The 26,760-nt window shown below is 71.2% G+C and carries 25 protein-coding genes; 18 read left to right on the plus strand and 7 right to left on the minus strand.

Going from position 1 to position 26,760, the window contains the following annotated elements:
- Positions 1 to 336: 336 nt before the first annotated feature.
- Entirely contained in the window at positions 337 to 1,905 is a 1,569-nt protein-coding gene (locus tag OG599_RS02410) for an alpha-L-arabinofuranosidase B (protein WP_327174244.1), read from the plus strand.
- A 57-nt stretch (positions 1,906 to 1,962) separates the two neighbouring features.
- On the opposite strand, the gene OG599_RS02415 is transcribed toward OG599_RS02410, so the two are convergent.
- Positions 1,963 to 3,015 carry a glycoside hydrolase family 43 protein gene (locus OG599_RS02415; RefSeq protein ID WP_442809368.1) on the minus strand — a complete coding sequence of 351 codons (1,053 nt, stop codon included), beginning with the start codon at positions 3,013 to 3,015 and terminating at the stop codon, positions 1,963 to 1,965.
- Between the two features lie 593 nt (positions 3,016 to 3,608).
- On the opposite strand from OG599_RS02415, the gene OG599_RS02420 reads away from it, so the two are divergent.
- Entirely contained in the window at positions 3,609 to 4,106 is a 498-nt protein-coding gene (locus OG599_RS02420) for a sortase (RefSeq protein WP_327174246.1), read from the plus strand.
- Between the two features lie 91 nt (positions 4,107 to 4,197).
- Positions 4,198 to 5,133: a class F sortase gene (locus OG599_RS35405; protein ID WP_442809369.1), complete on the plus strand. Its 936-nt coding sequence runs from the start codon at positions 4,198 to 4,200 to the stop codon at positions 5,131 to 5,133.
- Between the two features lie 100 nt (positions 5,134 to 5,233).
- Here the strand turns inward: OG599_RS35405 and OG599_RS02430 are convergent, their stop codons facing one another.
- Positions 5,234 to 6,970, minus strand: coding sequence for an FAD-dependent oxidoreductase (locus OG599_RS02430; RefSeq protein ID WP_327174247.1), 1,737 nt, complete (start codon positions 6,968 to 6,970; stop codon positions 5,234 to 5,236).
- Between the two features lie 256 nt (positions 6,971 to 7,226).
- On the opposite strand from OG599_RS02430, the gene OG599_RS02435 reads away from it, so the two are divergent.
- The 7 genes from OG599_RS02435 (at position 7,227) to OG599_RS02465 (ending at position 12,584) form a co-directional block, all read left to right on the plus strand.
- Positions 7,227 to 8,345 (plus strand): TcmI family type II polyketide cyclase, encoded by a 1,119-nt coding sequence (locus OG599_RS02435; RefSeq protein ID WP_327174248.1) that lies wholly within the window; start codon positions 7,227 to 7,229, stop codon positions 8,343 to 8,345.
- 72 nt (positions 8,346 to 8,417) lie between these two features.
- The gene (locus OG599_RS02440; protein WP_327174249.1) at positions 8,418 to 8,870 is read left to right on the plus strand and encodes a cupin domain-containing protein; all 453 of its coding nucleotides are present in this window, start codon (positions 8,418 to 8,420) and stop codon (positions 8,868 to 8,870) included.
- Complete coding sequence (locus OG599_RS02445; protein WP_327174250.1) at positions 8,867 to 10,135, plus strand: beta-ketoacyl-[acyl-carrier-protein] synthase family protein; 1,269 nt, start codon at positions 8,867 to 8,869, stop codon at positions 10,133 to 10,135. Before OG599_RS02440 ends, OG599_RS02445 begins: the two co-directional genes overlap by 4 nt.
- Positions 10,132 to 11,391: a ketosynthase chain-length factor gene (locus OG599_RS02450; RefSeq protein WP_327174251.1), complete on the plus strand. Its 1,260-nt coding sequence runs from the start codon at positions 10,132 to 10,134 to the stop codon at positions 11,389 to 11,391. The genes OG599_RS02445 and OG599_RS02450 overlap by 4 nt, the downstream gene beginning before the upstream one ends.
- Before the next feature lie 16 nt (positions 11,392 to 11,407).
- The gene (locus OG599_RS02455) at positions 11,408 to 11,665 is read left to right on the plus strand and encodes an acyl carrier protein (protein WP_327174252.1); all 258 of its coding nucleotides are present in this window, start codon (positions 11,408 to 11,410) and stop codon (positions 11,663 to 11,665) included.
- Position 11,666: 1 nt separating this feature from the next.
- Positions 11,667 to 12,146, plus strand: a complete 480-nt coding sequence (locus tag OG599_RS02460) for an SRPBCC family protein (RefSeq protein ID WP_327174253.1) — start codon at positions 11,667 to 11,669, stop codon at positions 12,144 to 12,146.
- A 117-nt stretch (positions 12,147 to 12,263) separates the two neighbouring features.
- Positions 12,264 to 12,584, plus strand: coding sequence for a TcmI family type II polyketide cyclase (locus OG599_RS02465; protein WP_327174254.1), 321 nt, complete (start codon positions 12,264 to 12,266; stop codon positions 12,582 to 12,584).
- A gap of 81 nt (positions 12,585 to 12,665) precedes the next feature.
- On the opposite strand, the gene OG599_RS02470 is transcribed toward OG599_RS02465, so the two are convergent.
- The 3 genes from OG599_RS02470 to OG599_RS02480 form a co-directional block, all read right to left on the minus strand.
- A complete protein-coding gene (locus tag OG599_RS02470) occupies positions 12,666 to 13,766 on the minus strand; it encodes a methyltransferase (protein WP_327174255.1) in 1,101 nt (366 codons plus the stop codon).
- A gap of 34 nt (positions 13,767 to 13,800) precedes the next feature.
- A complete protein-coding gene (locus tag OG599_RS02475; protein ID WP_327174256.1) occupies positions 13,801 to 14,967 on the minus strand; it encodes a right-handed parallel beta-helix repeat-containing protein in 1,167 nt (388 codons plus the stop codon).
- Between the two features lie 155 nt (positions 14,968 to 15,122).
- Complete coding sequence (locus tag OG599_RS02480; RefSeq protein WP_327174257.1) at positions 15,123 to 15,956, minus strand: GntR family transcriptional regulator; 834 nt, start codon at positions 15,954 to 15,956, stop codon at positions 15,123 to 15,125.
- A gap of 192 nt (positions 15,957 to 16,148) precedes the next feature.
- Between OG599_RS02480 and OG599_RS02485 the strand changes: the two genes are divergently transcribed.
- The 5 genes from OG599_RS02485 to OG599_RS02505 all read left to right on the plus strand — a co-directional run bounded on the left by OG599_RS02485 (position 16,149) and on the right by OG599_RS02505 (position 22,236).
- The gene (locus OG599_RS02485; RefSeq protein ID WP_327174258.1) at positions 16,149 to 17,405 is read left to right on the plus strand and encodes an extracellular solute-binding protein; all 1,257 of its coding nucleotides are present in this window, start codon (positions 16,149 to 16,151) and stop codon (positions 17,403 to 17,405) included.
- Positions 17,406 to 17,574: 169 nt separating this feature from the next.
- Positions 17,575 to 18,420: a carbohydrate ABC transporter permease gene (locus OG599_RS02490; RefSeq protein WP_442809655.1), complete on the plus strand. Its 846-nt coding sequence runs from the start codon at positions 17,575 to 17,577 to the stop codon at positions 18,418 to 18,420.
- On the plus strand, positions 18,417 to 19,262 hold the full coding sequence (locus OG599_RS02495; RefSeq protein WP_327174259.1) for a carbohydrate ABC transporter permease: 846 nt from the start codon (positions 18,417 to 18,419) through the stop codon (positions 19,260 to 19,262). Before OG599_RS02490 ends, OG599_RS02495 begins: the two co-directional genes overlap by 4 nt.
- Before the next feature lie 14 nt (positions 19,263 to 19,276).
- Positions 19,277 to 20,785, plus strand: coding sequence for a beta-N-acetylhexosaminidase (locus OG599_RS02500; protein WP_327179907.1), 1,509 nt, complete (start codon positions 19,277 to 19,279; stop codon positions 20,783 to 20,785).
- Positions 20,782 to 22,236, plus strand: a complete 1,455-nt coding sequence (locus OG599_RS02505; RefSeq protein WP_327174260.1) for a cellulose binding domain-containing protein — start codon at positions 20,782 to 20,784, stop codon at positions 22,234 to 22,236. Before OG599_RS02500 ends, OG599_RS02505 begins: the two co-directional genes overlap by 4 nt.
- A 67-nt stretch (positions 22,237 to 22,303) precedes the next feature.
- Here the strand turns inward: OG599_RS02505 and OG599_RS02510 are convergent, their stop codons facing one another.
- Entirely contained in the window at positions 22,304 to 23,047 is a 744-nt protein-coding gene (locus tag OG599_RS02510) for a 3-keto-5-aminohexanoate cleavage protein (RefSeq protein WP_327174261.1), read from the minus strand.
- Between the two features lie 13 nt (positions 23,048 to 23,060).
- The gene (locus OG599_RS02515) at positions 23,061 to 24,089 is read right to left on the minus strand and encodes a LuxR C-terminal-related transcriptional regulator (RefSeq protein ID WP_327174262.1); all 1,029 of its coding nucleotides are present in this window, start codon (positions 24,087 to 24,089) and stop codon (positions 23,061 to 23,063) included.
- A 121-nt stretch (positions 24,090 to 24,210) separates the two neighbouring features.
- Between OG599_RS02515 and OG599_RS02520 the strand changes: the two genes are divergently transcribed.
- The 3 genes from OG599_RS02520 (at position 24,211) to OG599_RS02530 (ending at position 26,757) form a co-directional block, all read left to right on the plus strand.
- Positions 24,211 to 24,360 (plus strand): hypothetical protein, encoded by a 150-nt coding sequence (locus tag OG599_RS02520; RefSeq protein WP_327174263.1) that lies wholly within the window; start codon positions 24,211 to 24,213, stop codon positions 24,358 to 24,360.
- Between the two features lie 3 nt (positions 24,361 to 24,363).
- Complete coding sequence (locus OG599_RS02525) at positions 24,364 to 25,593, plus strand: ATP-grasp domain-containing protein (protein WP_327174264.1); 1,230 nt, start codon at positions 24,364 to 24,366, stop codon at positions 25,591 to 25,593.
- Positions 25,594 to 25,758: 165 nt separating this feature from the next.
- Positions 25,759 to 26,757 (plus strand): hypothetical protein, encoded by a 999-nt coding sequence (locus tag OG599_RS02530; RefSeq protein WP_327174265.1) that lies wholly within the window; start codon positions 25,759 to 25,761, stop codon positions 26,755 to 26,757.
- Positions 26,758 to 26,760 lie beyond the last annotated feature (3 nt).

Below are 26,760 nucleotides of genomic sequence, written 5' to 3' on the forward strand. Positions count from 1 at the left end.
ATTTCCTCGTACGACGCGGCCACCTCGTCGTACCCCCGTACCGCGTACCGGCTCCACCAGCACCCCGCACGCTCCCGGCCCGGATCCGCGCCTCGGTCACTCCCCCCACCCCTCACACGCAGAGTTCCGCGCCGCCCTCCCCCGCGCACCGGCTCGCACCCCGCACCCCAGCTGAACGCCGCACCACGGCGCGCGCCCGCATGCCCGCAGCACGCTCTCATGCCGCACCACGGCGCGTCCCCGCATGCCCGCATGCCCGCATGCCGCACATCCGCATGCGCGTCTTCCGAACCGCCCACCACCGAATCGAGGACAGCGATGAAAGGAATGAACGGAATGAAAGGACTGCCAGGACTCCGCTCCGCCCTTCGACGCCGAGCCGCCGCACTGACGGCGACCTTGGCCGCCGTGCTCGTCGCGGGGGCCCTGACGGGCACCACGGCCTCCCAGGCCGCGACGTCCCAGCCCTGCGACCTGTACGCCGCCGGCGGCACGCCGTGCGTCGCCGCGCACAGCACCACCCGCGCCCTGTACGGCTCCTACAACGGGGCGCTGTACCAGGTGCGCCGCGCCTCGGACAACACCACGCGCGACATCGGGGTCCTCAGCGCCGGTGGGTACGCCAACGCCGCCGCGCAGGACTCGTTCTGCGCCGGGACCAGCTGCGTCATCACGGTCATCTACGACCAGACGGGCCGCAACAACCGCCTCACCCAGGCACCACCGGGCGGGTTCAGCGGCCCCGCGTCGGGCGGCTACGACAAGCTCGCCAACGCCACGATGGCGCCGGTCAACCTCAACGGCAACCGCGCTTACGGGGTCTTCGTCTCACCGGGAACCGGCTACCGCAACAACGCGACGAACGGCATCGCGACCGGTGACAAGCCCGAGGGCATGTACGCGATCCTCGACGGCACGCACTACAACGACGGCTGCTGCTTCGACTACGGCAACGCCGAGACCAACAGCCTCGACAACGGCAACGGGACCATGGAGGCCATCTACTTCGGCAACAGCCGGGGCTGGGGCTCGGGTGCGGGCAATGGTCCCTGGGTGATGGCGGACCTGGAGAACGGGCTGTTCTCCGGCGTCAACACCGGCAACAACGCGAACGACCCGACGGTTAACCACCGCTTCCTGACCGCGATCGTCAAGGGCGAGCCGAACCACTGGTCCATCCGCGCCGGCAACGCCCAGTCCGGCTCGCTCTCCACCTACTACAACGGGGTCCGGCCGAACGCCTCCGGCTACAACCCGATGAAGAAGGAGGGCGCGATCATCCTCGGCATCGGCGGCGACAACAGCGTCAGCGCCGCCGGCACCTTCTACGAGGGCGTCATGACCTCCGGCTATCCCACCGACGCGACCGAGAACGCCGTCCAGGCCAACATCGTCGCGGCCGGGTACACGCAGGGATCGAGCGGCGGGACCGCCCTCAACTCCGGCTCGTCCGTCTCGCTCCGGGCGACCACGTCCTGCTGCACCACCAGCTACCTCAGCCACTCCGGCGCGAACGTCAACACCACGGTGGTCTCCTCCGCCAGCTCGGCGACCGACAAGGCGAACGCCTCCTGGGTCGTCCGGCCGGGCCTGGCCAACAGCTCCTGCCGCTCCTTCGAGTCGAAGAACACGCCGGGCAGCTATCTGCGGCACCAGAACTACCAGCTCTACCTGCACGCCAACGACGGCTCCGCGCTGTTCGCCAACGACGCCACCTTCTGCTCGCAGGCCGGTGTGAACGGCCAGGGCAACTCGCTGGTCTCGTACAACTTCGCCGACCGCTACGTCCGCCACTTCTCCAACATCGGATACGTCGCCTCCAACGGCGGCTCCAACACCTTCGACGCGACGGCACTCTGGCCCGACGACGTCAGCTGGGCGGTCGTCACCGCCTGGACTCCCTGATCCCGGGAATCGCGCGGGCGGCCACCCCCGAGGCGGCCGCCCGCGCTCCTTCGTGCCTCACTCGAAGAACTTGAGGCTCCAGCCGGTGTCCGAGGTCGCTCCGGGGACGTTCGCGCGGCTGTAGGTCGTACCGCCCCACCAGCAGAAGGTCCCGGTGTACCAGTACCGGTTGTCCCACGAGTACGCCGTCCCCTTCGGGACCGCGTGGAACATCAGCGGGAACCGCGGTCCGGCCGGCGGGCTGGTGTTGATGTCACCGTCCAGCAGTACGAAGCTGTGGTGCCCGGGACCGTTCACCTGCAGGGTGGGATCCCAGCCGGCCATCATCGTCGAGCGGTTCGAGCCGAACAGGCACCCGTTCGACTTGTACCAGTCCCATACGTACGTCGGGTCGCCGCCGGCCCGCAGACGCAGCTCGCCCAGGCAGTACTGGTCGCTCCAGCTGCCGTTGGCGGAGTACACGATGTGCAGTTGGCCGTTCGGGTCCTTGATCGCCTCGGGAGCCTCGTTGATGAACGGGTTGCCGACGACCCGCTCCCAGCTCTCCCGGGGCTGCGAGATGACGTAGCGCGCGCCGGTCGGCGTGGTGGGGCTGCTCATCCTGACGATGTAGAGGTTCTGCTCGACGTTGGTGTCCCCGGCCCAGCCGGACCAGACGAACCAGCGCTGCCCGTTGAAGGTGAACGTGGTGCCGTCGATCGCCCATTTGTTGTCGGGCAGGGCGAGTTGGGTCTCGGCGGTGTAGCCGCTGTCGGGTGCCGCCGAGCTGATCACGTACATCCGGTGCGCGGCGCCGGCCCCGGCCGTGAAGTAGATGTAGTAGCGGCCGCCGTCCCGTACGACCTCCGGGGCCCAGACCTCACCGAGGCCCCGGGTGTCGGACCAGACCTGCCGCGCGGGTGCCGACGCCAGGGCGGCGGTCGACGACGCCTGACGCACGGCGATGCCGCCGCCGGTCGACTGCACGGACACATAGGTGGAGTCGACCCGGATCACGCTCGGGTCGGCCGCCCGCATGCTCGTCTGGGAAGCGCGGGCGGGCTGCGCCGACGACACGGACATCACGGCCGTGAGGACCCCTGCGAGGACAAGGGCGGCAAGGCCGTACATTCGGCGGATTGGATTCATGGTCCCGTTCCACGGTTCGCCTCCGGTTCGACGCCGGACGCGGGAACCGGCCGAGGAACGCCGGACCGCGCACGGCATCCGGCCGGTACCGCTTCGGAGGACGCCGCAGGGGCGGTTCCGGCCGTCGAGCTCCCCCGCCACCGGGCTCCCCCACTCATCTTCCCCTGGCTGAGAGCGCTCTCACAGCATCAAGAATGGACCTGCACATGTCAATAAGTGGGACGGCCGGGTGCGCCTGCCGCGCGTCCCACGGGCCATCAGGTGTCGGACCGTCGGACACCGGCCGCAGGGCCCCGCCCGTCCGCCCAACTACCGGCCCCCAGCGCCTGACTCGTTCCGGCACGGACCGCCTTAGCCCGTTCGCCGTCCGGGCGCCGCCACCTCGCCCGCTCTCCCCCGCATGAGGATGACCTGCGCAAACGAGCAGCCTGAGTCGGAATACCGGGCCTGACCGGGTGACGGGCGGGGCCGCTCTCCGTGTTGCGGGTGTGACGGAGTGTCGGTTGCCTCGGACGCGGAGCACAGCGGAGGAGCCGCGCAGTCCGGCCGGGCCACGCTGTCGATGGAGGAACCTCATGCGCAACACACGCACCGGTGCGGGGATCTGTCTGGCCGTTGGCCTGCTGGCTCTCGCGACCCCCGCCGCCGTGGCCGCGGACCCCGCCGGTGAGCAGACCATTCACATCAGCCCGCGGAGCGCCTCCCCCGGTTCGCTGGTCACCGTCTCCACCCGGGCCTGCGGCAAGGAGACCTACGGCAAGGGGACCTCGGAGGCCGCGGGCGCGTTCCACCTCTTCGAGGGCGAACGCAAGGGTGTGCTCGTCGGCGAGTTCGAGGTGCCGGACGACGCGAAGCCGGGCACGGACACGGTCACCGTGAAGTGCCCCCCGCGCATCCAGATGACGGACACCTACCGGATCGCCGACCGCACGCCCAGCGGCGGGGTGGCCGCCGGATTCAGCGTCCCCGTGAACCACGGCGCGCAGCTCGCCGCGGGCTCCGTGCTGCTCGCCGGGGCGGCGGCCGGGGCCGTGTTCAGGATGCGCCGCCGGGCGGCGTCGGCCCGCGACTGACCGTACGGCACCCGTCCGCGCGCCCCGTATCCCGCCGTGCTCCGGGGCGCGCGACCGTACCACCCCATCCGCCGCGAGCAGAGGACACGCGATGGTAAACGGGCGCAGCACCAGCACCTCGCCCCAGTCGTTCCCGGCGGTCAAACACCTCGTCTGGGCCGTGGTGGCGGGTACCGTGCTGGTGGTCAGCGGGCTGCGGGACGACCGGCCGCCGCAGCCGCCCGACTCACCGGCCGTGGCCGCACCCCCACCGCCCTCCGCAGCCCGGTCCGCCGTCCCGTCCGCCGCCCCGCCGCCCGCCGCCGCGCCCCCGGTCTCCGTCCCCGCGGGCCCGGTGTACATGGCCTCGCGGTATCCGGGGCGCCTGCCGCCTTCCCTCGTACGCCGCCCCACCGCGCCGCCGGCGCTCCTCCCCCGGCCGCCTGTCCGGCCGGCGCCCCTGCGACCGCTGCCGGTGGGTCCCGGACCGGCCGGTTCCGCCGGCCCGGCCCGTCCGGCGGGGCCCGCTCCGGCTTCCGGACGTCCGCTCCCGGGCTTCACGGCCCCGGCGTCCCCCGCCGTACCGCCGCTGCCGCCGTCCCCGCCCGTGCGCCTGCGGATTCCCGTGCTCAAGGTGGACTCGCCGATGATGAGGCTGGGCCTCGACGCGTCGGGCGCGTTGAAGCCGCCGCCCGACGACAACCCGGTGCTCAGCGGCTGGTACGCCGACGGGACGGTGCCGGGCTCGGTGGGTACCGCCATCACGACCGGGCACGTGGACACCAGGCTCGGGCCCGGCGTCTTCTTCCTGCTGGGGTCCCTGCGCAAGGGCGCCACCGTCGAGATCGTCCGGGCCGATCGGACCACCGCCGTGTTCACGGTGTACGCCGTCGAGGCCTACAGCAAGAAGGATTTCCCGGACAAGAAGGTCTACGGCCCGTCGGACCGGCCCGAGTTGCGGGTCATCACCTGCGGCGGCGCGTACGACAAGGGGACCGGGTACCAGGAGAACGTCGTGGTCTTCGCCGCGCTGACCGGATCGCGCTGACAGCCACGCGGGAAGCCGTGACACACGGCCTACCACGCACTGATCCCCGGCGGGCCGATGGCCGCCGGGGATCAGTGTCCGGTGTTCGCGGTGCCGTGGATCAGGTCCGGTGGAGCAGGGCCGTCAGGACCCCGTACAGCGCCGTCTCGGGGTCGGGCGCGCCGCCCTGAGTGCGCCAGGCGACGAATCCGTCGGGGCGTACCAGCACGGCGCCCTCGGCGGACGTGCCGTGGACGGCTGCCCAGTCGGCACCGTCCTCGGACCGCAGATCCGCCTCGGTGCCGGACCCGATGGTGAAGGCGTCCAGCCGGATGCCCAGTCGCTTCGCCACGTGGCGGGCCGCGCCGCGCCACTCCGGGCTGTTCTCGTCGCAGAGCAGGACGAACGCCTGCTCGTAAAGGTCCAGCGTCGACACTCGCTCGCCGTCGCGGCCGAGCCACAGGTGCGGGGCGCGAGTGCCGGGCTCGCCCGTCAGGCCGACGCCCTCGGGCACGACCGGGAGGTCCGGGTCGACGCCCAGGACCGCTCCGCGCACGTAGCGGTAGCCGAGGGCGACGGAGAGCATCCCGCCCTGGCGGCCGCCACCAGGACCGCCCGGACCGCCCTGCCCACCGGGACCGCCCTGTCCTCCAGGTCCACCAGGTCCACCAGGTCCACCCTGTCCTCCGGGTCCGCCGGGACCGCCCTGGCCTCCGGGCGGCCCGGCGTACCCCGGGTGGCTGTGCTCGCCCGAGCGGGCCGAGGCGCGCGCGCTCGTGGCCCTGGCCACCGGGAGCCGTTCCGCCTCGTACGTGTCCAGGAGCTCCGGGCCCGCGGCCCCGCCGAGCACGGCTGCGAGCTTCCACGCCAGGTTGTGGGCGTCCTGGATGCCGGTGTTCGAGCCGAACGCCCCGGTGGGGGACATCTCGTGGGCCGAGTCTCCGGCCAGGAAGACCCTGCCGGAGGCGTACCGTTCGGCGACCCGCTCGGCCGCGTGCCAGGGGGCCTTGCCGGTGATCTCGACGTCGAGTTCCGGGTCCCCGACCGCCCGGCGGATGTGCTCGGCGCACCGCTCGTCGGTGAAGTCCTCCAGGGTCTCGCCCCGGTCGGGCTGCCACGGCGCGTGGAAGACCCACCGTTCCTCGTTGTCGACCGGCAGCAACGCGCCGTCCGCCGCCGGGTTGGTGAGGTAGCAGACGATGAAGCGCCGGTCCCCCACCACGGAGGCGAGGCGACGGGAGCGGAAGGTGATGCTGACGTTGTGGAAGAGGTCTCCGGGGCCCGTCCGGCCGATGCCCAGCTGCTCGCGGATCGGGCTGCGGGGGCCGTCGGCGGCGACCAGGTAGTCGGCGCGCACCGTGGCGTGCTCCCCGGTCTCCCGGTCCTTCACGACGGCGGTGACCCCGTCGGGGTCCTGCTCGAAGGTGAGCAGTTCGGTGGAGAAGCGCAGTTCGCTGCCCTGGTCGCGGGCGTGGTCGACGAGGACGGGTTCCAGGTCGTTCTGGCTGCACAGGCACCAGCCGCTCGGGCTGAACCGGGCGAGGCCGTTGCCCGGGTCGATCTCCTTGAAGAGCCATTCCTGGTCGTCGCCGGTGAGTGAACCCGCCTGCAGGATGCCGTGGTTGTCGGCGAGGACCGATGCCGCGTCGCGGATCAGCCGCTCGGCGCCGGCGGCGCGGAACACCTCCATCGTGCGGACGTTGTTGCCCCGGCCCCGGGGGTGGGTCGAGGTGCTGCGGTGTTTCTCCACCAAGAGGTGGTCGACGCCGAGCCGGCTCAGGAAGAGAGAGGTGGACAACCCCACCAGGGAGCCGCCCACGATGAGGACCGGCACGCGGTGGTCGACGCTTTCGTTCATTCGATTGCTCCAGCTCGGACGCAGGGGGACGCACTGTCCATGCCCTGGTCGGAGGGGTTGGGCGGGGCTTGTGCCGACGCCTCACCTGAACGGTTCATAAATCTGGCGCCGCCCGTACCAGCGTTCCACGATCGGTCGCGGGGAGCGGTGCGCGCGCCGCACGGGGCGGGACGCCACCCGCCGGCAGGCAGGGACCTGCGCGACTTCACCGAAACCGGCCCATGACGGGCGGGAACGGGACAGGAGAACAGAAGCGATGACAATCCTCTCGGAACGGGTATCCCAGTCCGCCTTCGACGGTTCGAGGCTCCGGGTCATACTGCTCCTTGACCTGCACGACGGCGCCCAGAACCAGTTCCTGGAGGCGTACGAGCACATGCGCAACCAGGTCGCCTCGATCCCGGGACACATCAGCGACCAGCTGTGCCAGTCCATCGAGAACCCCTCCCAGTGGCTCATCACCAGTGAGTGGGAGAGTGCGCCCCCCTTCCTCGCCTGGGTGAACAGCGAGGAGCACGTGGCGACGGTGCAGCCGCTGCACAGCTGCGTGCGCGACACCCGTTCGCTGCGCTTCAGCGTGCTGCGGGAGACCGGGGCGGCGTTCGAGTCCACCCCGGAGCCCCTGCGGGGCCGGCTCCAGTCCGCGCCGCGCCTGGGCGACGGCGTCGTACGCCACGCGCTCACCTTCACGGTGAAGCCGGGCACCGAGGAGATGGTCGCGAAGATCCTCGCCGACTACGACTCCCCGCAGGCCCGCGTCAACGAGAACACCCGGCTGCGCCGTACCTCGCTCTTCATGCACGGGAACCGCGTCGTGCGGGCCGTCGAGATCGAGGGCGACCTGATGGCGGCCCTGCGTCACGTCTCCCGCCAGCCCGAGGTCAGGGCCGTCGAGGAGGCCATCAACCCGTACCTGGAGCAGGACCGGGACCTGAGCGACCCCGACTCCGCCCGGATGTTCTTCACCCGGGCGGCGCTGCCGACCGTCCACCACGTGACGGCGGGCCGCCACAGTGCCGCGGACGTCCAGCGGCACGCGCTGTTCTACCAGGCCAAGGAGGGCTGCGGGATGGCGCTGGCCCGGCTGCTCGCCGGCCAGGACGAGGAGAACGCGGACGACGTCGCGAGCCCCATCGAGAGCAGCACGATCTTCCAGCGCGACGACGTCGTGGTGCGGCTCCTCGAAGTGAGCGGCCCGCTCGACGCACAGCCCACGCAGGCGCTGGGCATCGGCGGCGACCGCAAGGCGGCCGTGCTCGAACGGCTGCTCGACGGCGGTGTGCAGGGCATGCCGACCAACGACCTGGAGGCCGTGCGCTTCCTCGCCCGGGCCGAGATGAGCCTGATCACCGACCGCCGGTCCGCCGAGTCCTGACGCGTCACCGGCAACGGGGGCCGGCCCCGGCCTGCCGTCACAACCTCCCAACGTGCCTGGAGAAAAGCAGCCATGACCATCCACCGGCATCGCATCGTGGATCTCAGCGAGACCCAGCCCAACCGCCGGCGCGGCGGCGACCTGCGCGCCCTGCTCACCCCGACCGCGGTCGGCGCCACCAGCGGCTTCATGGGGCTGGCCCTCGTCGACCCCGGTGACCGGATCGGCGAGCACTACCACCCGTACTCCGAGGAGTTCGTGTACGTCGTGGCGGGACACCTCGAAGTGGACCTGGACGGCGAGACCTACCCCATGCGGCCCGACCAGGGTCTGCTGATCCCGCCGCACGTCCGCCACCGCTTCCGCAACGTGGGGGACGTGGAGGCGCGCATGGTCTTCCACCTGGGACCGCTGGCTCCGCGTCCGGAACTCGGCCACGTGGACACGGAGGTCACCGAGGCGACCGCCGCCCCGGAGACGGCCGAGCGCGGAGCGCCGCCAGAACGAACGGGGGCGGCCTCATGACCCGCCGCGTGGCCGTCACCGGGGTCGGCGTCGTCGCACCCGGTGGCATCGGCGCCCCGGCGTTCTGGGACCTGCTCGCCAACGGGCGTACGGCGACGCGCGGCATCACCCTGTTCGACCCGTCGCAGTTCCGCTCGCGGATCGCCGCCGAGTGCGACTTCGATCCCGTCGCCCACGGTCTGGACGCGGAGCTGATCGCCCGTTCCGACCGGTACGTCCAGTTCGCGCTGGTGGCGGCCAGGGAGGCGCTGGGCGACGCCGGGCTCGACCTGGAGAAGGAGGACCCCTGGCGCATCGGGGTCTCCCTGGGAACGGCGGTCGGCGGCACCACGCGCCTGGAGCACGACTACGTCGCGGTCAGCGAGAGCGGCGCGCGGTGGGACGTCGACCACCGGTCGGCCGGCGCCCATCTGGAGCGGGCGTTCGCGCCGAGCACCCTGGCCTCCGCGGTCGCGGAGGAAGTCGGTGCGCACGGTCCCGTACAGACCGTCTCCACCGGCTGCACCTCCGGCCTCGACGCGATCGGCTACGCCTTCCACTCCGTGGAGGAGGGCCGGGTGGACGTCTGCATCGCGGGGGCGTCCGACACCCCGATCACCCCCATCACGGTGGCCTGCTTCGACGCGATCAAGGCGACCTCGGCGAACAACGACGATCCGGAGCACGCCTCCAGGCCGTTCGACGCGCGCCGGGACGGGTTCGTGATGGGCGAGGGCGGTGCCGTCCTCGTCCTGGAGGAGCTGGAGCACGCACGGGCCCGCGGGGCGACCGTCTACTGCGAGATCTCGGGGTACGCCACCTTCGGCAACGCGTACCACATGACCGGGCTGACCACCGAGGGGCTGGAGATGGCCGAGGCCATCAACAGCGCCCTGGCGCACGCCCGGATCGACGGATCGCAGGTCGACTACGTCAACGCGCACGGCTCGGGCACCAAGCAGAACGACCGGCACGAGACGGCCGCGGTGAAGCGGGCTCTGGGCTCGCACGCGTACAAGGTGCCGATGAGCTCGATCAAGTCCATGGTCGGCCACTCGCTCGGCGCCATCGGAGCCATCGAGATCGCCGCGTGCGTCCTGGCCCTCAAGCACCAGACGGTGCCGCCGACGGCCAACTACGAGACCGCGGACCCCGAGTGCGATCTCGACTACGTACCGCGTACCGCACGTCCCCTCAAACTGCGCAGCGTGCTCTCGGTCGGCAGCGGATTCGGGGGATTCCAGTCCGCCGTCGCCATGACCCGCTCGGGCGGGAGGACCACATGAGCACTCGGGCAGCCGACGCGCGTCGCACCTCCGTCATCACCGGAATCGGTGTCGTCGCCCCCAACGGGACCGGCGCCAACGCCTTCTGGAAGCAGACGCAGGAAGGCGTCAGCGTCCTCGACCTGGTCTCCCGCGAGGGCTGCGAGAACCTCCCGCTCAAGGTCGCCGGCGAGGTCAGGGACTTCGACCCGGTCGCGTTCATCGAGGAGCGCTTCCTCGTCCAGACCGACCGCTTCACGCACTACGCCATGGCCGCCGCCGATCTCGCCCTGAGCGACGCGCGGCTCGGCCGCGCCGACTACGAGGGCGCGCCGTTCAAGGTGGGCGTGGTCACCGCCGCCGGTTCGGGAGGCGGTGAGTTCGGCCAGCGCGAGCTCCAGCGGCTGTGGGGGGAGGGCTCGCGCTACGTCGGTCCGTACCAGTCCATCGCCTGGTTCTACGCGGCCAGCACCGGTCAGATCTCGATCCGGGGCGGCTTCAAGGGGCCGTGCGCCGTCGTGGCGAGCGACGAGGCCGGTGGCCTGGACGCGCTGATGCACGCGGCGCGTTCCATCCGGCGCGGCACGGACGCCGTGGTGGTCGGTGCGGCCGAGGCGCCGCTCGCGCCGTACTCGGTCGTCTGCCAGCTCGGCTACGAGGACCTCAGCCTCTGCGACGAACCCACCCGCGCGTACCGGCCGTTCACCGCGGACGCCTGCGGATTCGTCCCGGCCGAGGGCGGCGGCATGCTGGTCGTCGAGGAGGAGGCGGTGGCCCGCGAGCGCGGTGCCAGGGTGCGGGCCGAACTGGCCGGCCACTCCGCCACCTTCACCGGTGCGTCGCGGTGGGAACAGTCCCGTGCGGGGCTGGCCCACGCGATCGAGGGGGCGCTGAAGGAGGCCGGCTGCGCGCCGGAGGAGATCGACGTGGTCTTCGCGGACGCGCTCGGTGTGCCCTCGGCGGACCGGGCCGAGGCGCTGGCGATCGCCGACGCGCTCGGCGCGCACGGGCGCCGGGTGCCGGTGACGGCCCCCAAGACCGGGACCGGGCGCGCCTACTGCGGCGCGCCGGTGCTGGACACGGCCGCCGCCGTACTCGCCATGGAGCACGGTCTGATCCCGCCGACGCCCAACGTCTTCGACGTGTGCCACGACCTGGACGTGGTCACCGGGCGCGCGCGCCCCGCCGAACTGCGCACGGCGCTCGTGCTGAGCCGCGGCCTGATGGGGTCGAACTCGGCCCTGGTGCTGCGCCGCCCCACCGACACCCCGCTGTGAGAAGGAGTAGTCCCCCATGACCGCATCGCTGACGTACGAAGAACTGTCCGCCCTGATGAAGAGCGGCGCCGGCCTGACCGCCGACCCGTCGGAGATGGCGAGCCGTCCCGACTCGGCCTTCGAGGAGTACGGCCTGGACTCGCTCGGTCTGCTCGGCATCGTGGCCGTGCTGGAGAACCGCTACGGCCACGCGCTGCCGGCCGACGCCGACCAGTGCAAGACGCCCGCCGAGTTCCTCGACCTGGTCAACAACACCCTCGTGACAGGAGCCTGACGTGTCCGGACACACCGAGAACGAGATCGTCATCGCCGCTCCGCTGGATCTCGTCTGGGACATGACGAACGATCTGGAGAGCTGGCCGCAGCTCTTCAGCGAGTACGCGGCCCTGGAGGTGCTCAAGCGGGAGGGTCAGAAGACGACTTTCCGCCTGACCATGCACCCCGACGACAACGGCAAGGTCTGGAGCTGGGTCTCGGAGCGCACCACCGACCGTCAGGGGCGCAATGTGGTGGCCCGGCGGGTCGAGACCGGACCGTTCCAGCACATGGACATCCGGTGGGAGTACACCGAGGTCCAGGGCGGTACGCGGATGCTCTGGCGCCAGGACTTCGCGATGCGCCCGGACGCCCCGGTCGACGACGCGTGGATGACGGACAACATCAACCGCAACTCCCGCGTCCAGATGGAGCTGATCCGCGACAAGATCGAGCAGCGCGACCGCGAGCGCCGCGCCGCCGCCGTACCCGCCAACTAGCCCAACGGCCGGGAAGGTTCGCCGCGAGCCGGTGGCCCTTCCCGGCCGCGGTGCTGTCGCCGCTCCGGCCACTCACACCCCCGAAGCACCTCACGCCCCGCCCCGAAAGGCAGCCAGATGCACCACGCTCTGATCGTCGCCCGGATGGCTCCGGGTTCGGCTCCGGACATCGCGAAGCTGTTCGAGGCCTCCGACAACACGGACCTCCCCCACCTCGTCGGCGTGCACCGGCGCACGCTGTTCCAGTTCGGCGACGTGTACCTGCACCTGATCGAGTCCGACCGCCCGCCGGGCCCGGAGATCGCCAAGGTGATGGAGCACCCGGAGTTCAGGGCCATCAGCGACCGGCTCACGGCGTTCGTGAGCCCGTACGACCCGCAGACCTGGCGCGGTCCGAAGGACGCGATGGCCCAGCCGTTCTACACGTGGCAGCGGTAGGGCTGCGGCGCCGCACAGCGCACCGCCCCGGGTCCGGCACTTCGGTGCCGGACCCGGGGCGGTTTCGCTCGTGCGGCCGGCTTACGGCACGGTGCACTCGAAGGCGTGGAGGTAGGCGTTGACCGGGTGGACCTCGCCCACGTGGAGGCCGGCCTCGGACATGCGCCCGAGCAGGCTCTCCCGGGTGTGCTTCGCTCCCCCGACGTTGAGCAGGAGCAGCAGGTCCATGGCGGTGGTGAACCGCATGGACGGGGTGTCGTCGACGAGGTTCTCGATGATCACCACGCGGGCGCCGGGGCGGGCCGCGGCGACCACGTTGCGCAGGGTCCTGCGGGTGCTCTCGTCGTCCCATTCGAGGATGTTCTTGATGATGTAGAGATCCACCTCGAACGGGATGTCCTCACGGCAGTCGCCGGCCACGATCCGGACCCGGTCGGCGAGCGGGCCGCCGTCGCGCAGCCGCTCGTCCGCGCGGGCCACGACGCCCGGCAGGTCCATGAGGGTTCCCTGGACCGAGGGGTGCTTCTCCAGCAGGCTGGCGAGCACGTGGCCCTGGCCGCCGCCGATGTCGGCGACCGAGGAGACGCCGGTCAGGTCGAGGAGTTCGGCGACGTCCCGTGCGGACTGCACGCTGGACGTGGTCATCGCCCGGTTGAACACGTGGGCGGACTCGCCGGCGTCCTGGTGGAGGTAGTCGAAGAAGCCCTTGCCGAAGGTCTCGGGGAAGACGCTCGCACCGGAGCGCACCGCGTCGTCGAGGCGCGGCCAGACGTCCCAGGTCCAGGGCTCCGTGCACCACAGGGAGATGTAGCGCAGGCTGTGCGGGTCGTCCTCGCGCAGCAGCCGGGACGTGTCGGTGTGGACGAATCTGCCGTCCTCCGTCTCGGCGAAGACGCCGTAGCAGGTCAGCGCCCGCAGCAGCCGCTGGAGCGGTACGGGCTCCGCGTCGACCACGAGGGCGAGTTCGGCGGCGGAGGCCGGGGTCTCGCCGAGGGCGTCGGCGACGCCCAGCCGGGCCGCCGCGCGGACGGCCGCGGCACAGGCCGCCCCGAAGGCGAGCTCGCGCAGCCGCATGGAGGGCGGCGGGGTCGGGGCGCCCGGGTGGGTCTGGGGCGCGGCGAGGGTGGAGGTGAGGGGAGACTTCTCGGGGCTGGTCTCAGGGGTGGGGCTCACGGTGGTCATGCCGTCTCGTTCCTCCTGGTGCGGCAGTGGGTGGTCATTCGGCGCACATCCCGGCCGGTTCGGAGGTGGCGCAGGTGTTGCCGGTGAAGGTGTTGCCGGTGCCCGAGGTGTCGCGGTTGGCGAGGTCGGCCGGGCTGTTGCCGCTCACGAGGTTGTCCTGGACGGTGTTGTCGGTGTTGAGCGCGCCCACGAAGCTCTTGAACAGCAGGATGCCGCCGGAGAAGTCGGTGGTGCCGACGTTGTCCTGGATGACGTTGGAGCGCACGACCGTGCTCTCGCTGCCGGTGAGGACGATGCCGGACCCCTGGATCGCGGAGAGGCGGGGGGTGGCCGCGCAGAGCTTGTTGTTCTTCACGATCCGGTTGCCGCTGATCGTCATGGCGCCGGCCGCGGGCTTGGACTCGTCGCCCACGACGAAGATCCCGCTGCAGTTGCCGGTGACGGTGTTGTCGTCGATCCGGAGGTTGCGGACCCGGCGCACGGTGACGCCGATGCGGTTTCCGCTCACGGAGTTGTCCGCGATGACCGTCCCGTCGGTGTCGGTCGCCCCGCCCTCCTCGCTGACCGAGTTCGCGACGAAGATGCCGGCGTCGCCGTTGCCGGTGGTGGTGTTGTGCCGGAGGTCGGCGCGGGTCGAGCGCTCCTGGGCGATGCCCCAGGTCCCGTTGTCACGCGCGGTCACCCTGCGGACGGAGAGCCCGTCGGTCCAGGACGCCCAGACGCCGGTCTTGGTGAAGCCCGAGACGGTCAGCGCGCGGATCCTGACGCCGTCGACGGGGTTCGCCTCGGTGCCCACGACGCAGATGCCGTTGCCGCCCGCGGCGCAGGCGTTGGCCGCCCTCGGCCCCTTGGCGGCGGCGGGGGCGGAGGCGGTCTTGGCGGGCGCCGTCCCGGCCGTCGCCCCGGCCGTCTCCGTCGTCCCGGCCGTCTCCGTCGCCTGCGGGGCGATGACCGTGCGCTCGCCCGTACCGCGGAGTGTCAGGCCCGGCGTGGTGATCAGCACACTCTCGCGGTAGGTGCCGGGCAGGACGACGACGGTGTCTCCGGGGTGTGCGGCGTCCACCGCCTCCTGGATCGATTCTCCTGGGCGCACCACGTGTTCATGGTGTCCGGACGCTGCCGTGGGGCCGGCCGAGAACCCCAGGACGGTGGCCGTGACGGCCGTGACGCCCGCCAGGCATTTCATGTGTTTTGTTCCCATGAGCCGAAGCTATGGGCGATCAACCACCGCCGCCACGCAGGGTGAGCGAGTGGATACAACGCGCCCCTGAATGGCTTACGCGGGCGCCCGCCCCGCCCGGCCCGGCCGCGCTGCGGCCCACGATCCGCCCGGTGGGCGTCTCCCGTCGTGGACGATCAGTGGGCGTCTCCCGTCGTGGACGAGGTGATGATGTCTCCGTGCGCGAAGTCCCCCGGCGGGATCCCCGGGTGGTGGCTCTCGGGGCGTGGATGCGGGGCGGAGGTCCCGAGGGAGAGCCGGGAGACGATGCGATAGCGGTCACCCCGGTAGAGGGAGTGGACGTACTCGACGGGCCGGCCCGCCGTGTCGGTGGTGAGGCGCTCGATCAGCAGGGCGGGCGAGAGCACCGGGATGTCCAGGACCGCCGCCTCGGCCTCGTTGATGACGGTCGGCTCGATGGACTGGACCGCCTGGTCGACGTGGACGTGGTGGTGCTCGCGCAGATGGTCGTACAGGTCCCCCGCCTCCAGTTCCTGCGGGGTGAGGGAGGGGACGAGCTCCGCCGGGATGTGCAGGTGCTCGATCGCCATCGGCGAGCCGTCGACCAGGCGCAGGCGGGCGATGTAGACCACCTCGGCCGCGGGTGACACCCGCAGCTTGCGGCCGATGCGCGCTCCCGCACGGATCGTGTCGAGCCGCAGGAGCCTGCTGGACCAGGTACCGGCCGCCCGCGGCACCACGAAGGCCGCGTCGTCCGGGGCCAGCTCCTGGGTGATCTTGGCCGGGGCCACGAACATCCCGCGTCCGTGTTCGCGCACGAGCTGTCCGGTGGCGACGAGTTCGTCCACCGCGGCGCGCAAGGTGGGCCGTGAGACGCCGAGTTCGGCACTGAGCGTGCGCTCCGAGGGGATCGCGTCGCCGGGCCGGCGCACCTCGATCAGGCCGAGGAGATGCTCGCGGACCCGCTCGCGCTTGAGTACACCGCCCGAGCCCGAGGAGCTGTTCTGCATGGATCCGGCCTCTCCGCCTCTTCGTCGGCAACTGGTTCGGTGGTAAACGATGGTTGGGGCTCCCGGAAGTGTACAACGCACTCAACTGGCCTTATTAAAACGAGGGTTGACGCCCTCACTGGTCTATGCCACCTTCTACCCACGCCGTTGTCCAGTTGACCAATTGGTCAACTCCTTTTCGAGGTGAATCCAGTGAAGATCCGCTTCATCCCGGCCGCGGTGGCCCTGGCGGCCATCTGTGCGCTCACCGCGTGCGACAACTCCTCATCCGGGTCCGGCCAGTCGGACGGGCCCACCGCCCTCACCGTGTGGATCATGAAGGACAGCGTCTCCGACGCCTATCTGCAGCGTTTCGAGAAGGACTTCGAGGCCCAGCACGGCCAGACCCGGCTGGACATCCAGATACAGGAGTGGGACGGGATCGGCGAGAAGATCACCGCCGCACTCGCCAGCAAGGACGCCCCGGACGTGATCGAGGTGGGAAACACCCAGGTCGCGCAGTACGCGCAGAGCGGCGGGGTGCTCGATCTCAGCGACAAGGTAACGGAGTTGCAGGGGGCGGACTGGCTGCCCGGACTCGCGGAGCCGGGGAAGGTCGACGGGAAGCAGTACGGCGTGCCCTGGTACGCGGCCAACCGCGTGGTGATCTACAACAAGGACCTCTTCGCGAAGGCCGGCATCACGGCGCCGCCCGCGACCCGGGAGGAGTGGCTGGAGATCACCAGGAAGCTCGACAAGGGCAAGACGCAGGGCATCTACCTCCCCGGGCAGAACTGGTACACCCTGGCCGGCTTCGTCTGGGAGGAGGGCGGCGAACTCGCCGTGAAGGACGGCGGCACGTGGCGGGGCGCGCTCGACAGCCCCGAGGCGCTGCGGGGCATGGAGTTCTACCGCCGGCTCCAGGCCATGGGCCAGGGCCCCAAGGACTCGGACGAGGCGAAGCCGCCCCAGGCGGACGTCTTCGCCAAGGGTGACGTCGCCCAGATCATCGCCGTACCCGGCGGCGCCAAGATCGTGGAACAGGCCAACCCCGCCCTCGCGGGCAAACTCGGCTTCTTCCCGATCCCCGGCAAGGAGGCCGGCAAGCCGGGAGCGACCTTCACCGGTGGCTCCGACCTCATCGTCCCGGTCGCCTCGGCCCATCAGGAAGCGGCGTACGAGGTGGTCGCGGCGCTCGCGGGCGAGAAGGAGCAGACCGAGCTCGCCCGCACCATGAGCTACGTACCCAACCGGACCTCGCTCGCCGGTGTGCTGGGGGACGACGAGGGCAACGCGGCGATGGCCGCCGCCGCGGCGCAGGGGCGCGCCACGCCCAACTCCCCGGAGTGGGCCGCCGTCGAGGCGACCAACCCGGTCAAGGAGTACATGACGGCCGTGCTCACCGGGTCCGACCCGGCGAAGGCGGCGAAGGCCGCGTCCGACGCGATCAGCAAGACCCTCAACCCATGAGCCCGGCAACGCCCGAGGGAGGTCGCGCGTGACCCGGACCGTGGACCGGGTCGAACCGGCGAAGGCGGGACCGGCCGCGCCCGCCGCCGCTCCCCCGGTACGGTGGCCGGGCAGACCCCGCCGTACCGCGCCGGACACCCTCTGGCCGTATCTGCTGATCGCTCCCACCGTGATCGGGTTCGCCTTCCTGCTGGCCTACCCCCTCGCCCGTAACCTGCTGATCTCCTTCCAGCACTACGGCATGGCCCAACTGATCCGCGGGGACGCGGACTTCGCGGGCCTGGAGAACTACTCCGCGATCCTGCGGGACGGCGAGTTCTGGCAGGTGGTCCGGCGCACGCTCTGGTGGACCGCGGTCAACGTCGCGCTCATCATGATGATCGGCACCGGCGTCGCGCTGATGCTGCAACGCCTCGGCAAGCGGATGCGGACCCTGGTCCTCGTGGGGCTGGTGCTCGCCTGGGCCAGTCCGGTGATCGCCACCACCACGGTCTTCCAGTGGCTCTTCGCCTCCCGGCTCGGGGTGGTCGACTGGCTGCTGGTGCGGCTGGGGTTCGACTCCTTCGAGGGCTACTCCTGGTTCGCGCACGGTCCGGCCGCCTTCACCGTCCTGGTGCTGCTGGTGGTGTGGCAGTCGGTGCCGTTCGTCGCCATCACCCTGCACTCCGCGCTGACCACGGTCCCGGCCGAGCTCTTCGAGTCCGCGCGGATCGACGGAGCCGGCGGCTGGCGGATCTTCCGCTCCGTCACCCTGCCGATCCTGCGACCGGTCTTCGGTCTGGTGCTGAGCCTCGAAGTCATCTGGGTCTTCCGGTGCTTCGCGCAGATCTGGGCGGTCACCAAGGGCGGGCCCGGCGGAGCGACCACCACCCTGCCCGTCTACTCCTACCAGGTCGCCCAGTCGCTGCACCGCTACGACCTCGGGGCGGCGGCGGCCACCCTCACGGTGCTCGTCCTGGTCGGCGCGCTGATCCTCTACTTCCGCCAGATGTTCCGACAGGAGGCCGAGCTGTGAGCGCCCGTCCCGCCCGCGTGGCCCTGCGCGGACTGCCCCGGAACGCCGGGGCGCTGATCGTCTTCGTACTGAGCGTCTTCCCCGTCTACTGGATGATCCTCACCGCCTTCAAGCCGACCGCGGACATCCAGGCCGAGACCCCGGTGTTCCTGCCCACCTCGCTGACGCTGGAGCACTTCTCCGACGCGGTGTCGGCCGACGGATTCTGGTCGTTCTGGCGCAACAGCCTGCTCGTCACGGGCGGCTGCGTGCTGCTGGCCCTCGCCGTCGCCCTCGGCGCGGCGTTCGCGGTGGCCCGGATGCGGTGGAAGGGCCGGCGGGGCTTCGTCCTCATGGTGTTCGTCGCGCAGGTCGCGCCCTGGGAGGCGCTGCTGATCCCGATGTACGTCATCGCCCGCGACACCGACCTGCTCGACCGGCTCGCGACGCTGACCCTCGTCTACTTCATGATCACGCTGCCGTTCACCATCCTGACCCTGCGGAGCTTCCTCGCCGCCATCCCCGCCGAACTGGAGGAGGCGGCCCAGGTGGACGGCTGCACCCGCGCCGCCGCCTTCCGCCGGGTCACCTTTCCGCTGCTGGCGCCGGGGCTGCTCGCCACCTCCCTGTTCGGCTTCATCACGGCCTGGAACGAGTTCGCCTTCGCCAACATGCTGATCATCAAGAACCAGGACGACCGGACCCTGCCCGTCTGGCTCTCCTCGTTCTCGAACGTCTTCGGCACCGACTGGGGCGCCACCATGGCCGCCTCCACCCTCTTCGCACTGCCCGTCCTCGTCCTCTTCCTCGTTCTCCAGCGACGGGTCGCCACCGGTATGACCGGTGGCGCGGTCAAGGGATAGGAGAAACCGTGTCCATGCCATCCACCGGCCTCGGCCTCGTACCGGGCCCCTTACGGCTCCACCTCCGCCGGGGCCGGTTCACCTTCGACACCGCCACGGCGATCCGCGCGACCGCCGGCACCGAGTCCGCCGCCGCGCTGCTGCGCACCCTGCTCGCCCCGGCGACCGGGCTGCCGCTGCCCCTCGCGGACGACGGCCGGGTGGTCCTCGCCCTCGATCCCGGTCTCACCGGCCTCGGGGACCAGGGGTACGGGCTCACCGTCGGCGAGGACGCCGTCCTGCTGCGGGCGGCCCGGCCGACGGGTCTGCTGCACGGCGTCCAGACCCTCCGTCAACTGCTGCCGCCCGCCGCGCTCTCGGCCGAACCGGTGCACGGCACGCCGTGGTCGATCCCCTGCCTGGAGACGACGGACGTGCCGCGCTTCGCCTGGCGCGGCGCGATGCTCGACGTGGCCCGTCACTTCCAGCCCGTCTCGTTCCTGCGGCGGTTCACGGACCTGCTGGCCCTGCACAAGCTGAACGTACTGCACCTGCATCTCACCGACGACCAGGGCTGGCGGATGCCGGTCGGTGCCTACCCCCGGCTCACCGAGGTGGGCGGGGTGCCGCACGGGGGCGCGTACACCCGTCGGGAGCTGACCGACCTGGTCGCGTACGCCGCCGACCGGGGAGTGACGGTCGTCCCGGAGATCGAGATGCCCGGCCACGTCCGCGCCGCGCTCGCCGCCTACCCGCACCTCGGCAACTTCCCCGACCGGCAGCTGGACGTCTGGGACCGGTGGGGCGTGTGCGACACCATCCTGGGCGTCCACGACGAGGCGCTCGACTTCTGCCGGACCGTGCTCGGCGAGGTCATGGAGGTCTTCCCCTCGCCGTACATCCACGTCGGCGGCGAGGAGTGCCCGACCGACGAGTGGCACACCTCGCCCTCCGCGCTGGCGCGCGTCGCGGACGAGGGCCTGAGCGGTCCGAAGGCGCTCCGCGGCTGGCTGATGGAACAGGTCGGGGCGTTCCTCACCGCGCACGGCCGACACCCGCTGGGCTGGACCGAGACCGGGGGCGACCTGCCGGGCCCGTTCACCGTACTGGCCTGGCTGGACCAGGAGCACGGACTCGCGGCGGCGCGCAACGGCCACCCGGTCATCATGACCCCGCACCGCTCGACCTACCTCGACTACCCGCAGTCCGCGCACCCCGAGGAGCCGCCGGGCCAGCCCGGCTTCTCGGTGGACCTGCCGACGGTCTACGCCACCGACCCCGCGCCCGCCCACTGGGACGCGGCGGACGCCGCCCACGTGCTGGGCACCCAGGCCCAGTTGTGGACCGAGTACGTGCCCACCGCGGCGCACGCCGAATACCTCGTCTTCCCCCGGCTGTGCGCCCTGGCCGACACCGCCTGGTCCGGCGGCCACGACTGGGACGGATTCCGGACCCGGCTGGACCACCACAGAACCCGGCTCGACGCCCTCGGAGTGCCGAGCCGTCCCTCCACGCTCCACCATCCCGAGAGGACCCCCAGGTGACGAGCACCAGCACGAACAAGAGAGCACGCACTCCCCGTCCCGGCGTCTCCCGCGTCCGCGTCGCCCTGGCCGCCGCCGCACTGGCCGGACTCGGCTGCGCCACCCTGGCGGCCGTACCCGCGACCGCGGCCGGCGAGGCACTGACGGTGCAGTACCGGCAGAGCTCCACCGGCTCCGACCAGGCGGAACCCTGGTTCAAGGCCGTCAACACCGGCAGCACGTCCGTCTCCCTCACCCAGATCAAGATCCGCTACTACTTCAAGGCGGACTCCGGCGCCTCGTACACCTACGCCTGTTCCTGGGCGGTCAAGGGGTGCGCCAACATCACAGGCACCTTCGGCACCCTCGCCAACCCCACCGCGACGGCCGACCGCTACCTGGAGATCGGCTTCACCGCCGGGGCCGGTTCGCTCGCCCCCGGCTCAGACACGGGGGACATGCAGCTGCGGTTCTACCGCTCGAACTGGCAGCCGCTGAACCAGGCGGACGACTACTCCTTCGGGTCCGGGCAGACCGCGTACGCCAACTGGTCCAAGGTCACCGCGACCGTGGCCGGGACCCAGGTGTGGGGCACCGCGCCCACCGGCAACAACCCGACCGACCCCACCGGCCCGACGAACCCTCCGACCGACCCGCCCGCCGGCGGGACCCGGCTCTTCGACGACTTCAACTACACCTCGTACAGCGACCCGTCCATCGGCGCGCACGGCTGGAACGTGCGCTCCAACTCGGGCGGTCCCGGGGTGCCGGGCGCGAGCTGGCCGGCCGAGAACGTCACCTTCGCCAAGGAGGGGACCAACTCGATCATGAACCTGGAGACCTCCACCGCGGGGACACCGGAGAGCACCAAGCAGGCCGAAGTCCTCACCAAGGCGACGAAGTTCCGCAACGGCACCTACGCGGCCCGGGTGCGGTTCGCCGACGCGCCGAAGTACGGCCCCGACGGGGACCACCTCGTGTCCACGTTCTTCACCATCAACGCCCTCAAGGCCCCGATGGCCGACGACTACGCCGAGTACGACTTCGAGTACCTGCCCAACGGCGGCTGGGGCGAGCCCTCGAACATCCTCTACACCACGTCCTGGGAGACCTACCGCCCCGACCCGTGGGAGGCGGTCAACCAGCACTCCGAATCGCGTATCAGCTATGCGGGCTGGCACGACCTCGTCCTCACCATCGACGACACCTCCATCGTCTACTACATCGACGGCGTCGAGTTCGGGCGCCACGACTCCCGCTACCTGCCGGAACGGCCCATGTCCATCAACTTCAACCAGTGGCTGATCGACCTCGCGGGCCAGACCGGCACCACCCCGCGCGCCTACGACCAGAAGGTCGACTGGGTGCTGCACGCCAAGGACCAGGTGCTGACCCCGGCCCAGGTCACCGCGGCGGTCGCCGCCTACCGGGCGGCGGGCAAGACCTTCGAGGACACCGTGCCGGCCTCCTGACCGCTCCGCCCTCCCGGACCGGGGGACGGACGCCGCTCGCGCGGGCGCCCGTCCCCCGGTGTGCGGGTCAGGCCGTACGGGAGAGTGCCAGGCGGATCAGGGCGTCGTTGTCCGCCACGACGCCGCCGTCCGGGTCCACGAGGGTGTCCTCCAGACCGATACGGGTCTCCAGCCCCAGAGCGAGGGCCCTGTCGAGGACCGGCCAGGTGGAGACACCCTCTCCGTGCAGCAGGACCGGCGTCGTGCAATCGGCCCGCCGCAGCAGGTCCATGATCCGGTCGGCACGGATCAGCGCCTGCTCGGGCGGCAGGTCGATCAGCTCCACGAGCACCCGCGTGCAGGAGTCGGCGCGGGTGCCGCCCAGCAGGGCCAGGGCGTCGCGCTCCGACCAGACGCCCGCCTCGACGCCCACGCCCATCTCCGCCAGGACGTCCGCCAGTTCCTCGAACCCGGCCTCGCTGAAATTGACGGAGGCGAAGTCGGGGCGGTCCTCCGCCGCGGCCCATTTCAGCACCGTGTCCCTGCGGACCACGGCGTCGCCCCCGCACATCCACAGCCCCGTCGACACCCCGACCGGCAGCCCGGGACAGGCTCGGCGCACCGCGCGGACCGCCGGTTCCACCCAGAGGACGTCCAGGCTCTCGTCGCCTTCCCCGTCCCGGGGATGCATGTGCACGCTGCCCGCTCCGGCCGCCACCGCGGAGCGCGCGGCGGTGGCCAGCTGATCCGGCGTGAGCGGCACCGCACGGTGGTCCGCAGCGGTGCGCCGGCCGTTCAGACAGGCCTGGATGGGTTCGACGTGGTGCCGCATCGGGTGTTCCGCCTCAGGAGGTGTGGACGTTGTCGGACGCGGGAGGAGCAGCCGGTTCGTGCCCGGCGGGCCGTTGCGCGATCCACCCCTGGGCGACGGCTTCGACCCCGGCCTGGAAGCGGCTGTTGGCGCCCAGACGTCGCGTCAGGCTACTGATGATGCGCCGGGTGGTACGGACCGACAGGCCGACCTGCCGGGATATGGCCTCGTCCAGTTGGCCGGCCGCCATCATACGGAGAATGGCCTGCTCGGTACTGCTGAGCCGGTGTTCGTGTCGCGGGGCGTCCGGGGCGGTCTGCCCCCAGTAGAGGTCGAAGAGGTGGGCGAGGAGGTCGACCAGGGGAGGGTCGTGGACGACCACGGCCCCCCGTGCGGTGTCGTGCGCGTCCAGCGGGATGACGGCCGTCCTCCGGTCGTAGAGCACCAGGCGGGTGGGGAGCAGACAGGTCGTGCGGACCTCCGCCCCGGCGTCGCGCAGTTCGTTGAGGTACCGCTGGGTGCCGGGGTGCGAACGCGCCGAGTCGAGGAACAGGCACCGCAGGGCGACGCCGCGGTCCAGCTGGGCCTTGTCCAGCGGAAGAGCCGCCTGGACGGCCCGGTCGCTCTGCGCACCGCCGGGAACCATGGAGTCCACCGAGGTGGTGCACAGGGCTGCGAGCTCGGCCAGAGCGGCACGTACCGTCTCCAGGCCGTGCAGGGTCTCGACGTGGGCGGCGCTGGAGCGCAGGCTGCGCGCCTCCAGGTACTCGGCCGTCAGCGCCGTCAGGTCCTCCCTGCGCCGGGCGAGCTCCATCCGCCGGTCTTCGAGTTCCCTCTCCTCGTCGCCGAGTAAGGCGTCGGCCGCCGCGTGCGGGCTGACGGCCACCCAGGTCTCCTCGTCCACCCGTCTCAACAGCCGCAGATCTGCCAGGTGTTGTCTCCGGCGTCTCACCTCGGCGGGGTCCAGTCCCAGCCCGCGTGCCAGTTCCTCGTCGGTGTACCGGGGTTTCTGCAGTTCAGCCCGGTAGAGCTCGATGTCCAGCGGGTCATAGTCCGCACTCACGCGTTCACGCTCCCCTGTCCAGTAGTGGTCTGGCCACTTGCTGTCACACAGGGGTGCGCATGCCCGTGGCACCTCCGGATAACCGTCGGTTGGTCAGACACCGAGCATCTGGAGGAAGTCGATGGCACGCATACGGACGACGGGTGGCGCGGCGGTGGCCGTACCGGCCCTGCCGGCAGCCGCCGTGTTCGACGGTGTACCTGCGGCGGCAAGGGCGCACGCCGAGGACGAGGGCAACATCTGGGACCTCTTCCCGCGGGACGAGGGCTGAGGCGTGCGTACCGACATCGTCGTCCAGAACGTCGCCTCGTTCCGCATCGATCCCGCGGTGCTGGTGCGTCCGCACCGGCGCACGTGGCTGATCGCCAGTCCCGGACAGCACCAGAAACTGGTCAAGCGCCACCGCGAGGACGCCTTCTCCCGCATCGCGGTGCTGGAGGAGTTCACCGCCGACGCGCTCACCGCGTGCGTCGAGTCACTGCGGGAGACCCTGCCCGCCGCCGACCGGGACGACGTGGCGCTGCTCTGCCACGACGAGTACTCCCTGGGAGCGGTCGCCGAGGTGCGCAGGCGGCTGGGGCTGGCAGGTGACCTGCCGGGCCAGTTGGCGCCGTTCATCGACAAGATCGCCATGAAGAGGGCCCTGGAGGGGGCCGGGGTCCGCCTGCCGCGTCACCAGGAGTGGGACGCCCGCGCCTACGCCGCCGACGCCGACCGCTACGTGGCCGGGCTCGAGGAGGCGCTGGGCTGGCCGATGTTCGTCAAGCCGCTGGACGAGTCCGGCAGCGTGGGAGCCAGGCAGCTGGACGACGCCGGCGAGCTCCGCGACTGGGCGGCGACGGCCGGCGACCGCAGGTACGAGGTGGACGAGTTCCTCCGGGGCGTCCTCTACCACGTGGACACCGCCGTCGACGGCGGAGCGGTCGTGCACGTGGAGGCCAACGCCTACCTGCACCCCTGCTACGACTACGTCCACGGGAAGGTGTGCGCGAGCCACACCCTCCCCGAGGACCTCCCCGTCCGCGCGTCGCTCCTCGCGTTCAACCGCCGTGTTCTGGATGCACTCCCGGACAAGCCGTCCCACGGCGTCTACCACCACGAGATCTATCGACGTCCCGACGGCGAACTGGTGTTCCTGGAGATCGCCGCCCGGGCGCCGGCCGCCCTGGTGCCCTCCACGAGCCGTATCCGCCGGGGACTCGACATCGAGGAGGCGCACTTCCGGCTCCAGCGCGGGGAGGACCTGCCCGGCAGCGAGGGCGTCGGGCCGCACGCCGCCTGGGTCTACTTCCCCAAGGTCGAGGGGCGGGTGCGCGAACTGCGCCGGGCCACGCTGCTCAGCGACCACCACTGGCAGTGGAACGTGGAGACCGGGCAGACCACCGAGGCTCCCGAGGACATCCGCGACTTCGCCGCCAGTGTGCTGCTGTGGAACGAGGACTTCGACGTCCTTCTCCAGGATCTGTCGACCCTGGATTCCCACACGGCCGTCGTGACCGACTGAACCTCCCGGCGCCGCTCCCGGCGGCGCCGTCCCACGCCGTCGGGCTCCCCCGGCCGTGCCGGGGCGTACGACCGCTCCGTGGCCCCCGTCCGACGTGCCACCCACCCCTGTTCCCCTGTTCCGCCCGTGCCACGGCACCGGCATGCCCTGATGGAAGGACGTTCCATGCGACAGATCGACTACGACTTCATCTTCACCGACGCCGAGCGCGACGCCCTGCGCGAGGTCCTCCTGGAGATCGCCACCAACCCCTACGGCGACTTCGAGAGCTACATCGCCGACGTGTCCCGGCTCCGGAGCGACCAGCGGCTCGGCTCCCGCTTCACCGACTTCTGCGAGATGTCGATGCTCCGCGACTTCTCGAAGGCGCCGCTGGTGGTCATCGGCAACGCCCCCATCGACCTCGACCTGCCCCGGTTCGGCTCGGCGGACCCGGTGCACGAGAAGTACCGTCTGAAGAAGACCTTCGTCGCCGAGGGCTTCCTCGCGGCCTACGGGGTCCTGACCGGCACGGAGATCATCGGGCACCTCAGCGTCAACGAGGGCGACTTCTTCCACGACATCTATCCCAAGGAGTCGATGTTCGACTCCCAGTCGCAGAAGACGCTGGGGACCCTCAAGTTCCACCGGGACTTCGCCAACCACTTCGTGAGCCCCGATTTCGTCAACACACTGACCCTGCGGGACACGCCCACGAACGAGGTGTACTCGACCTTCACCGTGACCGTCCACGCGCTGGACGAGCTCAGTGACGGCGACCGCGAGATCCTGGCCCAGCCCCGGTTCCACACCCCCTTCGACGACGTCTCCACCCGGCAGGGCGACGTGCTGGGCAACCGCCGCGCCCAGAACCACGCCGTCATCAACACGGACGAGGGTGCCCGCGTCTTCGAGGACCGCACCCGCGGCCTGGACGAGGAGGCGCAGGCGGTCCTGGACCGCTTCGTGGCCGCTCTGCACAGCCGCAAGCAGATGCGGGTGTCCAGGCCCGGCGACTCGGTCACCTTCTCCAACCGGGACGTCATCCACGGCCGGGAGGTGAACGCCATCCACGACCTCGACGGCCTCAAGCAGCGCTGGCTCATGAAGACGCACAACGTCTACACCCGCAAGGCGTTCGAGGAGTTCTTCCTCGGCGACCGCTACGGCGTGGTCAACGGCTGATTC

Source organism: Streptomyces sp. NBC_01335 (assembly GCF_035953295.1).
Lineage (GTDB): Bacteria > Actinomycetota > Actinomycetes > Streptomycetales > Streptomycetaceae > Streptomyces.

Coding starts and splice junctions, on each gene's coding strand:
- OG599_RS02410 (WP_327174244.1), top strand. CDS start 337: ATGAAAGGACTGCCAGGACTCCGCTCCGCCCTTCGACGCCGAGCCGCC.
- OG599_RS02415 (WP_442809368.1), bottom strand. CDS start 3,015: ATGTACGGCCTTGCCGCCCTTGTCCTCGCAGGGGTCCTCACGGCCGTG.
- OG599_RS02420 (WP_327174246.1), top strand. CDS start 3,609: ATGCGCAACACACGCACCGGTGCGGGGATCTGTCTGGCCGTTGGCCTG.
- OG599_RS35405 (WP_442809369.1), top strand. CDS start 4,198: ATGGTAAACGGGCGCAGCACCAGCACCTCGCCCCAGTCGTTCCCGGCG.
- OG599_RS02430 (WP_327174247.1), bottom strand. CDS start 6,970: ATGAACGAAAGCGTCGACCACCGCGTGCCGGTCCTCATCGTGGGCGGC.
- OG599_RS02435 (WP_327174248.1), top strand. CDS start 7,227: ATGACAATCCTCTCGGAACGGGTATCCCAGTCCGCCTTCGACGGTTCG.
- OG599_RS02440 (WP_327174249.1), top strand. CDS start 8,418: ATGACCATCCACCGGCATCGCATCGTGGATCTCAGCGAGACCCAGCCC.
- OG599_RS02445 (WP_327174250.1), top strand. CDS start 8,867: ATGACCCGCCGCGTGGCCGTCACCGGGGTCGGCGTCGTCGCACCCGGT.
- OG599_RS02450 (WP_327174251.1), top strand. CDS start 10,132: ATGAGCACTCGGGCAGCCGACGCGCGTCGCACCTCCGTCATCACCGGA.
- OG599_RS02455 (WP_327174252.1), top strand. CDS start 11,408: ATGACCGCATCGCTGACGTACGAAGAACTGTCCGCCCTGATGAAGAGC.
- OG599_RS02465 (WP_327174254.1), top strand. CDS start 12,264: ATGCACCACGCTCTGATCGTCGCCCGGATGGCTCCGGGTTCGGCTCCG.
- OG599_RS02470 (WP_327174255.1), bottom strand. CDS start 13,766: ATGACCACCGTGAGCCCCACCCCTGAGACCAGCCCCGAGAAGTCTCCC.
- OG599_RS02475 (WP_327174256.1), bottom strand. CDS start 14,967: ATGGGAACAAAACACATGAAATGCCTGGCGGGCGTCACGGCCGTCACG.
- OG599_RS02480 (WP_327174257.1), bottom strand. CDS start 15,956: ATGCAGAACAGCTCCTCGGGCTCGGGCGGTGTACTCAAGCGCGAGCGG.
- OG599_RS02500 (WP_327179907.1), top strand. CDS start 19,277: ATGCCATCCACCGGCCTCGGCCTCGTACCGGGCCCCTTACGGCTCCAC.
- OG599_RS02510 (WP_327174261.1), bottom strand. CDS start 23,047: ATGCGGCACCACGTCGAACCCATCCAGGCCTGTCTGAACGGCCGGCGC.
- OG599_RS02520 (WP_327174263.1), top strand. CDS start 24,211: ATGGCACGCATACGGACGACGGGTGGCGCGGCGGTGGCCGTACCGGCC.
- OG599_RS02530 (WP_327174265.1), top strand. CDS start 25,759: ATGCGACAGATCGACTACGACTTCATCTTCACCGACGCCGAGCGCGAC.